Source organism: Lichenibacterium dinghuense (assembly GCF_021730615.1).
GTDB classification, from domain to species: Bacteria; Pseudomonadota; Alphaproteobacteria; order Rhizobiales; family Beijerinckiaceae; genus Lichenihabitans; species Lichenihabitans dinghuensis.
The window spans coordinates 13,995-23,717 of sequence record NZ_JAJLMN010000004.1 but is presented as its reverse complement, the minus strand read 5'-3'; the positions used below and the strand labels follow the sequence as shown (position 1 = coordinate 23,717).

Sequence of the window (9,723 nt, the reverse complement as noted above, 5' to 3'; positions counted from 1 at the left end):
CGGCACAGCATCGGGGCGCTATGGCACCGCAGTGCTACAGCGCTGAAGCTTTACAGCGTCATGGCTCTTTCGTGCTGCGTGTCGCCCGCTCGGCGTGGCCGCGCTTTTCGATGACGAGGTCCAGGCCCTCCATGATGAGGTCGTGCATCTTCACGCGCTCGTGGAAGGCGATCTCCCGCAGGCGCTCGTGGGCCGGGCGCGGGATATAGACGCTGGTGTGCTGCACGTCGGGCTTGGGCTTGCGTGGCGCGGCAGGGGCGGCCTCTGGCGCGATCTCGGGCTGCGACTCGGGTGCCATCATGGCGTCGATCATGCTCGGGCGCTTGGGCTTGGCGGCCATCGTCACTTCGTCCCCTTGAGCTTGCGGTCGACCCATCGCCAGAGCTGCCGTGCTTCCTCGGCGGCCTTGCCCTGTGGGGCATATTCGGTGACGCCCTGCCCGGCTGCGACGGCGTCCTGATAATCGTTGCGTTGCGTGATGACCGGATCGGCGAGGTCGCCGAGCAGCGAGACGGCGCCGATCGCCTCGACCATGCGCGTGGTCTTCGCCGTGGCCGGCGCCTGGTTCAGGACGAAGGCGAACGGCCGGTCGATCTTCAACAGCGCCGCAATGGTGGCCTTGGTCGCTCGAAGGTCGATCATGGTCGGCCGGGCCGGCACGATGCAGAGGTCGGCGGCCGCGATGGCGGCGTTGACCTGGGTTCCCGCGAGGCCGGGGCAGTCGAGCAGCGCCAGTGTGAACCCTCCCTTGGCGAGGGCTTTCAGGACGTCGGGCAGGCGCGCGAGCTTGTCGCCGTCGATCCGGTCGACCGCCGGCGCCTCCGCCTCGCGATCGTCGCCCCAGGCCGACAGCGAGCCCTGGGGATCGAGGTCGAGCGCGATGACCTTCTCTCCGGCCTCGGTCGCGGCCACGGCCAGCGCTACGGCCAGCGTCGTCTTTCCGGCGCCGCCCTTCTGCGTCGTGAAGGCTATGGTTCGCATCGTGGCACCGTCGTGCTGTCGCGCTGCAGGGCTCTCGTGCCGTAGCGCCGTGATACCGTCGTGCCAAGGCTGGCTTGCGCGGACGTAGCCGGTCGTCGCACTGCCGTGTTTCGATGCCATAGTGCTACAGAGTTATCATGCTATCGCGCTGCAGGGTTGCCGTCACGCCGCGGTGAGGTGCGGACCGATGACCTTCGACAGCTCGAACATGGTGATCCGCTCGGCGCCGAAGATCGGCCGCAGCGTGGCGTCGGCGATGATCCCGCGCTTGTCGGCCGGATCCTGCAGGTCGTGCTCGCGGATGTAGTCCCACAGCTTCGACACCACGGCGGTGCGGGCCAGGGGTTCGGCGCCGACCACGGCGGCCAGCTCGGGCGAGGGCGTCAGCGGCTTCGTCAGCGCGCCGGCGGTGCGGGGCTTCTTCGGGGCAATGGTGCGGGACGTGGTCTATCTCTCGTGCTGCGGCGCTCTCGCTCTGTAGCACTATCATGCTTTAATACTGCAGTGTCACGCGCGGTCATTCGACCCGATGAACCCGGCGATGATCCACCCGACGGCGCGGGCGGCGGCGTAGAGGGCGAGCGCGAACACGGCGACGACGACGGGCACGAGGTAGTCCGATGGGTAGTAGGGCACGCCGTTCGGGCCCGGAGCGATGTGGCCAGACGGGTACACTGTTTCATGGATGCCCAGAGCTGCCGCCAAGATCAGAACGGGCACAGCCAAGACGACGCCGACGCGGTGGAAGCCGCGATGGATGCGGGCCGTCACGTGATGACCCCGAGGTGTGGCCGGATCAGCTCCTCCAGCGCGTACATCGTGATGACGTCGGTGCCGGCCACCGCGCGGAGCTTGTCGTCGGCGTAGATGATGCGCAGGTCACCCGGCCGCTGGAGGCCGTTCGCGTGGATGTGCTTCCAGATCGCCTCCAACGCCTTCGGCCGCGAGATGGGATCGGCGCCGACGATGGCGGCGAGCTGTTCGGACGGCCTGCGCAGCGTCCTGGCTCCCCAGCCGTTCGGGTTGGGTGGAGAGAGTGGCTTGCCCATGCGGCCTCGCCCATACGGGGCCTGCTTGTCCGGGAGGGCGGGGGCCGGCGGCGATTGCGGCTGCAAGAACCTCGGCTGCGGCGGCTCCCGCCGAAGATCCACCGGCGGCGCTGGCGGACGAAGGGGCGCTGGCGGGGCAGGAACGGCCCGCGGAACGGGCGGTGGTGGCTCTGGCAACGGTGTCGTCGAGGGCTCAGCCAACTGCCGGACCATGGGCAGGCCGTCGATGAACGCCGTCAGGTCATCGTGCCGGATGATCGTGGAACTGTCGAGCTTGCGGGCCGGGAGGCGCCCTTCATGGATCAGCCTCCAGACCGTGGACTTCGACACTCCGATAATCGCTGCAGCGTCGTCGATCCGGTAGGCGAGCGGCACGAACCGCTGGGCGGCCGGAGTGGCGGTGCGGGAAGTGCTCTGATCGGTCGGCAGCGTCCGTGTCCTGCCCATGAGTGCCTGCGTTCCCGCATCGAGAGCACGAGGACCGTGTAGCACGAGCAAGGCTGGAGCCGGTCACACTGTAGTCGACCTCGCGCCATTCACCCCGACCGCGCGCTGAGTCACCCTACCGATCCTGGATCATTACCGACCCGACCCGAACGTCGCGGAGCGCGGGATCGCAGGTCCAGATCCGCTCCGGGCACTCGGCCGTGAGCATGTCGAGGATCTCGCCGAGGGTCGGTCGAGCGGGCTCGACGGAGACGCTTCCACTGATTGCGGGTTCGGGACGCAGGATGACCTCACAGCCCCGCACACCGTTGAAGTCGACCATAGCCCCGTTCGCCTCACAATTGCGTCAGCCGCGGCTACCACGGCCGGGTCACCTGAGCCTGACACCGTCAGCGATGGCCCCCATATCCGTCCGCTATGACTGCTCGCGTCCGCTCCTCGCGTCGCTGATGCCAGCCCTCCTACGCCCTTCGCTCGTGATGACGTAGACGCGGCGGGGCGTCCTCTCGCCCGCGGCCTTGTCGCTGCGTCCGGCGATGAGGCGCTGGCTCTCCAGCATGACGAGGCGGCCTCGGACCTCGCCGGGGGACATCGCGCAGGAGGTGCCGATCTCCGTCGCGCTGGCGGTGGTACGGGCGGCGAGGTGGCGGAGGATGGCGAGCTCGGGGGAGAGGGGCATCATGTCGGCATCGGCAGCCAAGTCGGATTACGTCGGCGCACACGCTCGGGCATGTCGACGAGGCTCTTCAAACGCGGTGTGTCGGGAAACTCATAGATGTGGCCGCCACGTCCGGTCCGCGGCGCGCTCCGCTTGATAAGGCCTTCCGCCTCGAGGGCGACCATCACGCGGTTGACGTGGACGGGCGATAGGCCGAGCACGTCGGCGATCTGATGTTGCGTCAGCGGGATGTGGAGCTTGGCGTCGGAACCGTCCGAAGGTGGCCGACCGTCGAACAGCTGGAGGAGGAAAGCCGCGACGCTGTGCTTGGCGCCGAGCTGGCCACCGACTGCCAGTCGGTCCATGAGGGTCACACGCTCCTCCTGGCAGTTGAGGAACAGCACGGCAGCCAGACGAGGGTGTGCCGCGAACAACATGCCGAGCTTGTGAATGGGAAACGTGCTGACCTTGGCCGGCGTGAGCGCGACGAGGCTTGCCACCGCCGTCTCGAATGGTAGGCTCGGGCCGTTCATGATGTCCCCTGACCGGTGCACCTTGAGCACCTGCCGGCTGCCGTCGGAGTGGATGATGCTGCTGAGCACCCATCCTTCGTGCAGAAAGAACATGCCGCTCACCGCATCCCCTTCCCATTGGATGCGCTTACCGGCGTCAAAGGACGACCCGGGCCCGATCATGTCGTGCAGCGCTGTGCATTCCAGAGGCGTCAGGTCGACGAAGGCTGAGAAGCGGTAGAGCAGAGCATCCTCGGTCATGGCATCGGCCTATGGATGGCAAAGAGCGTCAGCGTGGCCGATAGCGCCTCCGGCCTCCTGCTCGACGTCGCGCCGGGGCCGAGGCGCCGAGCGCTCGAAGACGTGGGGGCGGCGCATCGTCAGGGCGCCCCGTCGCCGGTGAGGGCAGATTGCCCGTTCTCTTCCTCGGCAAGCGCGTCGGCGAGCGCGAGCAGGCGCCTGACGACGGCCGGCTCGCGCACGCGCTGGATGCGCTGTCCGATCTTCACGACAGCCCTGATATCAGGGATGGAGTCGGTCGGCGCCGGCATGTCCGCGTCGAAGAACGATCCGGGGTGGACGCCCAGGACTGCCGCGATGCCCTGTAGGGTGCTGGCAGCGACCCGGTCCTTGCCGAGTTCATACTTCTGCACCTGCTGAAAGCTGATGCCGACAGCTTCGCCGAGGGCGCCCTGGCTCATGTGGGCGGCCAGGCGAGCGGCGCGAATGCGGGCGCCGAGGGCTGCCTCGAACTCCGGATTGCGACCGGTGCGCTTGGTGCGTTCGGGAGCGGCAGACTTCGGCTCGACGACGGCCGCCTCAGGTCGGGGTGCTCGCGCCATCAGCTCTCGACCTTCCGCAGCCTCACCCCGGCGCCGCCGCCGTTCTCCGGGATGAACTCGACGCCGGCGGCTTCGAGGGCCCGCCGGATGGCGTCAACGGTCATCGTGTTGGCGGAGACCGGCCCGGCTATGCGCTCCAGACGCTTGATCGTGTCTACAGACACACCGGCGCGGGTAGCGAGGTCGCCTTGTTCGATGCGCGCCATAGCCCTGGCGCCTCGCAACTGCTCTCCGGTGAGGATCAAATTACACCTTTAGGTATTTTCTTCATCTTAAGGCTTGACGCCGATACGGGGCAGGCCTTGCACCTTTGTGTATCGCAGCCGCCTTGAAGAGGCAAGCCGATGCCCGCTCTCCTCCGCTTATTATCCCCCGCCGCGCGGCCTACCCGCTCGGCCCCACGTCCGTCCCTCATCACGGCCGAGGGCCGGTATGACGGGAAGGCCATCATGGCCCTCGCGCACTCCCTGGCCCGCGACGACGTCGCCGACGCGGCGCGCCGCGGCCGGGTCCGCCGCTACAAGGTCGCCCTGCGCGACGCCCTGGCCTCCGCTTGGTCCACCGCGCAGACCCAGCGCTGGTGCTTCCGGCGCGACGCCGCCTCCGCCCTGCCGGCCTCGCACGCCGCCATCCTCCTCGAGCGCACCGCCGCCCTGATCGGCATCGACAGCGGCCGGCGCATGGTCGCCGAGGTCGCCATGCTCGACGCCCGCGCCGCCGCCCTCGGGGTGCGCCTGTGAGCCGCCGTCGCCCGCACCTCGTCTGCCTCGACGGCGTCGGCATCGGCAAGCCGTCGACGACCCGCACCAAGGCGCTGCGCTCGCGCGGCTGGTGGTCCCGCCGGCTGGGCTGCGACCTCGACGTGGTCCGCCTGCGCGACATGGTGCCGTCGTGACCCGCCGCGCCCGCCACATCGCGCAGCTCGCGCCCTGGGCTTCGGCTCGCCCCTGCTACGCGCTCCGCCTCGGCGGCGCCCTCCTGCCGTTCTCCGTGCTGACCGACGACGCCCTGGCCGACCTGCGCGACCGCATCGCCGGCGACGTCCGCGGCGAGCGCGCCCGCCGGCGCTGAGCCGGCGCCCCATCCCGCCCCCTCCCTGGAGCTTTTCACATGCTGTTCGTGCGTGATCGCGCCCCCGCGTCCATCGCCCTGCTTCCGGCCCCGGCGCCCCTGCCGTCGCTTCGGGATGCCCTGGCCCGCCGCGCCGCGGTGTTCGGGCCCTACGACCTCGACGAGGCGCCCCCGGCCCCGCGGGGCGTCCTGGCGCGCTGCGCCGCTGTCCTGCGCGGGGTGGCCGACGTCCTCGAACCCGCGCGATGACCCGCCCGGCCCCGCACCCGCGGTTATGAGCGCGGGCGCTCCGGCGCCCTCCCGCCCGTGACCGATCTCCAGGCCGCCGCCACCGCTGCGGCCTCGGCATCGGCCCTCGGCCGAGATCCACCACGACCCGGAGGACATGACATGCGTGAGCGTGAAGGGCGGAGCCATGTCGGCTTGCCACCCGACTCGGGGAGGCCGGCGCGCAAGCGCTGGTGTCGCCCCGACGTCGCCCGGCCGGAGCCGGTGACGCGCCTCGACGTGCTGGCCGAGCTGCCGCACGCGGGGCGCAAGGACGTGCTGGCGGCATTGCTGGCCGGCAACGCCGCGGTGACGTTATGAGCGCCCCCGTCACGCGCCGCCGGGCGCTGGTGGCCTCCGCGGCCGCCGCGCTGGGCATCGGGGCCGGGGTCGCGCCCGCCCTGGCCGCGCCGGCAGCCGTTCCGGCTGTGAGCCCCGAAACCAAGGCGCTGCAGGCCGAGCTCGCCCGCCTGTCGCGGGAGTACCGGGTGGCCTGCCGCGAGGCGGACGAGGTCAGCGAGCGCGTCGAGTACCCCGACCCGCCGGAAGCGCTCTACGTGCGGCCGGGCGACCGCAGCCTGTTCATGCGTCAGCCCGAGCCGTCGTGGTCCGACAAGGCCAACGGGCGCGACTGGTGGGCGGACCCCCGCACGGTCGAACACCTCCGAAACGACGCGTTCCGTCGTCTCGATGGCTTGGGCTGCCCCGCTGCCTGCGCGCGCCGAGACGAGATCCTGGCCGCCATCGAGCGGTGGGAGGCCGAGGACACGGCGGCCGAAGACGCGGTGGGATACACCGCCGCACAGGACCGCTTCGACGCCGCGAGCGCGGCCTACAGGGCGTTCCGCATCCGCCTCGTCGAGATGCGGACCGATGACCCCGACGCGCTGACCGTGAAGGCGTTGGCGATCGTCGACCTGTGCGACCGGAGCGAGGCGCGCCTCGACTCCCTCATCGCGCGGGCCATGGAGCGGGACAGCGGGGCGCACGAGACGGCGCTCGCCCTGTCGATGGCGCGCGACTTCATCGCCCTGTTCGGCACCAGCGCGTGGGTGTCGGCGTGATCGCTCGGCGCGGGTTCCTCCGCACCCTGGCGGGGCTGCCGTTGGTCGGCGGCTCCATCGCTCTCGTCGGGGAGCCAACCGCCGCGGCCGTGCCGGTCACGGACGCGCTGCGCGACCGTTACGTCGACTGGCTCGCCACCGAACTCGGCCACACCCTCATCGAGCGCGACGGGCTCCGCGCCGAGCCGAAGTGGCGCGACTTCGTCATCGATCACAGGCGCGAGTGGTGCCGTACCACGCACGTCCTGAACCCCGATCCGACGTCGGAGCGGTTCCGGCTTCTGCCGGCCGTGCCGCCGTCGAGCCGGGCGGCGGTGACCCTGTCGGCCGCCGGCGTGCCGCTGGTGGGAGGGCTCGGCCGTGGCTGACGGGTCCTTTAACCACTACGACGACGCCGACAAGGCGATGCACGACGCACAGGACGTGTTCCTCGTGCTGTCGATCGTGCTCAACAACACCGACCTGCCGGTCGAGGACAGCTTCCGCGAGGCGCTGGGAACCGTCGCCCGCCTCGGGGAGCAAAGCGCGAAGTCGGCCCTCGTCAGCCTCGACGCCATGAACAGGGAGGCTCGCCATGGGTGAAGTTCCGACCCTCACCCGCCGCGGCCTCGTCCGGGGTGCTGGCGCTGCGATCGGGGCAACGGCCGCCGGGCTCGCGGGCTCGGCACTGGCGAGCCCCGCACCGGACCTCGACGTCGGGCTGCTCGACCTCATCGGCCGGCACGCCGGGGCGCTGACCGCGTGCGTGCAAGCTGAGGACGAGGCGGACCTCCGGGCCCGCGACGCGGCGGCGGCCGAACCGCCGTGGCCCGACGCCCTGCGGTGGCGGTCGACCGATTTCCCGCGCACGAGCTACGGGCGGGCGGCCTCGGACCCGATCGGGGACAAGGGGGAGCGCCGCTACATCCGCCGCGGGGTCGAATGGCTGCGGACGTCCACGTTCACCGCGCAGTGGACGCCCGAGGCCGAGGCGCGGCGGCGGGAGATCGTCGAGGCGTACGATCGCTGGTGCGCGGAGCGCCACGAGGTCGACGTCCGCACGGGGTACGCCGCAGCGGATCAAGCCAGGCGCGCGGCGGTCGTGGTCCTGCGCGAGATCGAGCGGGAGATCGCAGAGACGCCGGCCCGCACGCTGCCGGGGTTACGGGCGAAGGCCTCATGGGTGGCGGACCATGTCGCCACTGATCCCTATGCCGACGAGGACCTCGGCGAGGCGTTCGCGCGTGAGGTGGCGGGCTTCGGCGAGGCTGCGTCGTGAGCCGCGCCCTGCCGACGAGCAAAAGGGCCGGAGCAGCGCTCCGACCCTTCACCTTCGACGATCGTCCTTCGATCAGCGGCGCCAGTACATCCGTGGTCGCCGCGACCGAAAGGGCGATCTCGACGTCACTCGGCCTGGAGCTTGTCCGCAGACATTTTGCCAGACCTGTTGTCCTTGGTCAGCTCGAAGCTGAGCTTCTGACCTTCCGACAGGTTGGTCATGCCGGCCCGCTCGACAGCGGAGATGTGCACGAACACGTCCTGATTGCTATCGTCGGGCTGGATGAAGCCGAAACCTTTGGTGGCGTTGAACCACTTCACTGTGCCGTTAGCCATGATGAACTCCTGTTCCCATGCGTAGAGGATCGCTCGAACGCAGATGCGTCGAGCGAGGTGATATCGAGAGTACTAGGGAGAGGTCATCAGCGTGTGCGGGGCGCTGGGGCATCACCGCACGATGGCTTGAACGAACAGCCTAAGATCGATGATTTAGACTTGGGCTTCATGCGACCGGAAGTCAAGGGAGTTGCACTTCATTCCCGCGACGTCCTCGTAAGAGCGGCGTGGTGGGTCGCTCTGGCGGCCTACCTCGTATGGTGGGCGCCGGCCATTCTCCTTCGGGTCGGCGCGCTGTTGGCGGGCCGGGTGCGGTTCGGGCTCGTCATCACGCTCGGCCGGGCGCTGGCGGGGCTCGGGTGCACCGCGGCCGCGTGCCGGGTGTACCGTCACGAACAGCGGCGAGCCGGACGGAGGATGGCGGCGATGCGGGCGCGGCGGCGGCGGTGATCTCCGCCGGGCTACTCGTCCGAGGCCGACTTCGGGGTGCGCTTCGGCTTGCGCGGGGTCGGCACCACCTCGCGCAGCTCGCCGTTCGGCCCCCGTTCCTGCACCAGTGGACCGCCGTTGACGCCGCCGATGTGCAGTTCGGCGCCGGGTGTCGCGTTCTGCAGAGCCGCGGCGATGCCGGCCTGTGCTGCCGCGGCGGCTTCGGCCACTCGCGTCTCATGCGGAAGGTCGGCGGGCGCCTGCGATGCCTGCCGACGCGCCCCGCGCTGGGCGGCTCCGGCCGGCCTGAGGCGCTTGGATTCCTGCTCCTTGTCGTCCCGGTAGACCTTCAGGTCGTGGATCGCTGCGTCGAGGGCCATGGTCCTGAACCCGGCACGCATCTCGGGATCGCTCCAGTCGACAGGGAGCCCTTCGCCGGTCTGCTGCCTCCTATCGTCGACCTCGGGGCGCACGGCCAGGAGGACGTCGACCATCTTCGACACAGCTTCATGCACGCGGGCCTGCGTCTCCGAGTCCTTCACCCACGACTTACCGGACGCCAGTTCAAAACGCCGGATCGCGTTCGCGATGCTGCGCAGGACGAGGGCGGTCTCGTTGTCGCCGAGCAGGTAGTCGAAGTCGAAGGTGCGCTCCAAGCGCCGCTCAACCTCCTGACCGAGCGAACGCCCCGACAGGGACGCGGCGTGCTCAAGCTGCTTCCGAAGCTCGATCGTGGTCCGGCTGAGGAGCGCGACCCGCTCGCCCGGGCCATCCGGCGTGGCTGTCTTCGGCATCTCTCATATCCCCTGC

The 9,723-nt window shown here is 70.1% G+C and carries 21 protein-coding genes; 9 read left to right on the top strand and 12 right to left on the bottom strand.

Annotation, left to right across the window (positions count from 1 at the left end; translation table 11 throughout):
• Positions 1-58: 58 nt before the first annotated feature.
• The 10 genes from L7N97_RS28590 to L7N97_RS28545 all read right to left on the bottom strand — a co-directional run bounded on the left by L7N97_RS28590 (position 59) and on the right by L7N97_RS28545 (position 4,713).
• Positions 59-340 carry a hypothetical protein gene (locus tag L7N97_RS28590; protein ID WP_237482704.1) on the bottom strand — a complete coding sequence of 94 codons (282 nt, stop codon included), beginning with the start codon at positions 338-340 and terminating at the stop codon, positions 59-61.
• Positions 341-342: 2 nt separating this feature from the next.
• Complete coding sequence (locus L7N97_RS28585) at positions 343-981, bottom strand: ParA family protein (RefSeq protein ID WP_237482702.1); 639 nt, start codon at positions 979-981, stop codon at positions 343-345.
• A gap of 162 nt (positions 982-1,143) precedes the next feature.
• Complete coding sequence (locus tag L7N97_RS28580; protein ID WP_255722525.1) at positions 1,144-1,368, bottom strand: SWIB/MDM2 domain-containing protein; 225 nt, start codon at positions 1,366-1,368, stop codon at positions 1,144-1,146.
• A gap of 120 nt (positions 1,369-1,488) precedes the next feature.
• Positions 1,489-1,752, bottom strand: coding sequence for a hypothetical protein (locus L7N97_RS28575; RefSeq protein WP_237482699.1), 264 nt, complete (start codon positions 1,750-1,752; stop codon positions 1,489-1,491).
• Entirely contained in the window at positions 1,749-2,477 is a 729-nt protein-coding gene (locus tag L7N97_RS28570; protein ID WP_237482697.1) for an SWIB/MDM2 domain-containing protein, read from the bottom strand. The genes L7N97_RS28575 and L7N97_RS28570 overlap by 4 nt, the downstream gene beginning before the upstream one ends.
• 115 nt (positions 2,478-2,592) lie before the next feature.
• Positions 2,593-2,799: a hypothetical protein gene (locus tag L7N97_RS28565; RefSeq protein ID WP_237482695.1), complete on the bottom strand. Its 207-nt coding sequence runs from the start codon at positions 2,797-2,799 to the stop codon at positions 2,593-2,595.
• A 93-nt stretch (positions 2,800-2,892) separates the two neighbouring features.
• Positions 2,893-3,159 carry a helix-turn-helix transcriptional regulator gene (locus L7N97_RS28560; protein WP_237482693.1) on the bottom strand — a complete coding sequence of 89 codons (267 nt, stop codon included), beginning with the start codon at positions 3,157-3,159 and terminating at the stop codon, positions 2,893-2,895.
• Positions 3,156-3,908, bottom strand: a complete 753-nt coding sequence (locus L7N97_RS28555; protein WP_237482692.1) for a Crp/Fnr family transcriptional regulator — start codon at positions 3,906-3,908, stop codon at positions 3,156-3,158. Before L7N97_RS28555 ends, L7N97_RS28560 begins: the two co-directional genes overlap by 4 nt.
• Positions 3,909-4,027: 119 nt before the next feature.
• Positions 4,028-4,489: a helix-turn-helix domain-containing protein gene (locus L7N97_RS28550; RefSeq protein WP_237482691.1), complete on the bottom strand. Its 462-nt coding sequence runs from the start codon at positions 4,487-4,489 to the stop codon at positions 4,028-4,030.
• Positions 4,489-4,713: a helix-turn-helix domain-containing protein gene (locus tag L7N97_RS28545; protein ID WP_309242885.1), complete on the bottom strand. Its 225-nt coding sequence runs from the start codon at positions 4,711-4,713 to the stop codon at positions 4,489-4,491. Before L7N97_RS28545 ends, L7N97_RS28550 begins: the two co-directional genes overlap by 1 nt.
• 225 nt (positions 4,714-4,938) lie before the next feature.
• Between L7N97_RS28545 and L7N97_RS28540 the strand changes: the two genes are divergently transcribed.
• The 9 genes from L7N97_RS28540 to L7N97_RS28500 all read left to right on the top strand — a co-directional run bounded on the left by L7N97_RS28540 (position 4,939) and on the right by L7N97_RS28500 (position 8,149).
• Positions 4,939-5,229, top strand: a complete 291-nt coding sequence (locus L7N97_RS28540) for a hypothetical protein (protein ID WP_237482690.1) — start codon at positions 4,939-4,941, stop codon at positions 5,227-5,229.
• The gene (locus tag L7N97_RS28535; protein ID WP_237482688.1) at positions 5,226-5,384 is read left to right on the top strand and encodes a hypothetical protein; all 159 of its coding nucleotides are present in this window, start codon (positions 5,226-5,228) and stop codon (positions 5,382-5,384) included. The genes L7N97_RS28540 and L7N97_RS28535 overlap by 4 nt, the downstream gene beginning before the upstream one ends.
• Complete coding sequence (locus L7N97_RS28530; protein WP_237482686.1) at positions 5,381-5,560, top strand: hypothetical protein; 180 nt, start codon at positions 5,381-5,383, stop codon at positions 5,558-5,560. Before L7N97_RS28535 ends, L7N97_RS28530 begins: the two co-directional genes overlap by 4 nt.
• Before the next feature lie 39 nt (positions 5,561-5,599).
• Positions 5,600-5,809, top strand: a complete 210-nt coding sequence (locus L7N97_RS28525) for a hypothetical protein (protein WP_237482684.1) — start codon at positions 5,600-5,602, stop codon at positions 5,807-5,809.
• A gap of 174 nt (positions 5,810-5,983) precedes the next feature.
• Entirely contained in the window at positions 5,984-6,148 is a 165-nt protein-coding gene (locus L7N97_RS28520) for a hypothetical protein (protein ID WP_237482682.1), read from the top strand.
• Complete coding sequence (locus L7N97_RS28515) at positions 6,145-6,891, top strand: hypothetical protein (protein ID WP_237482680.1); 747 nt, start codon at positions 6,145-6,147, stop codon at positions 6,889-6,891. The genes L7N97_RS28520 and L7N97_RS28515 overlap by 4 nt, the downstream gene beginning before the upstream one ends.
• A complete protein-coding gene (locus tag L7N97_RS28510) occupies positions 6,888-7,259 on the top strand; it encodes a hypothetical protein (RefSeq protein ID WP_237482678.1) in 372 nt (123 codons plus the stop codon). Before L7N97_RS28515 ends, L7N97_RS28510 begins: the two co-directional genes overlap by 4 nt.
• On the top strand, positions 7,252-7,473 hold the full coding sequence (locus L7N97_RS28505; protein ID WP_237482676.1) for a hypothetical protein: 222 nt from the start codon (positions 7,252-7,254) through the stop codon (positions 7,471-7,473). The genes L7N97_RS28510 and L7N97_RS28505 overlap by 8 nt, the downstream gene beginning before the upstream one ends.
• Complete coding sequence (locus tag L7N97_RS28500; protein ID WP_237482675.1) at positions 7,466-8,149, top strand: hypothetical protein; 684 nt, start codon at positions 7,466-7,468, stop codon at positions 8,147-8,149. The genes L7N97_RS28505 and L7N97_RS28500 overlap by 8 nt, the downstream gene beginning before the upstream one ends.
• Positions 8,150-8,274: 125 nt before the next feature.
• Here the strand turns inward: L7N97_RS28500 and L7N97_RS28495 are convergent, their stop codons facing one another.
• Positions 8,275-8,484, bottom strand: a complete 210-nt coding sequence (locus L7N97_RS28495; RefSeq protein WP_237482666.1) for a cold-shock protein — start codon at positions 8,482-8,484, stop codon at positions 8,275-8,277.
• Between the two features lie 461 nt (positions 8,485-8,945).
• Entirely contained in the window at positions 8,946-9,707 is a 762-nt protein-coding gene (locus L7N97_RS28490; RefSeq protein ID WP_237482664.1) for a hypothetical protein, read from the bottom strand.
• Positions 9,708-9,723 lie beyond the last annotated feature (16 nt).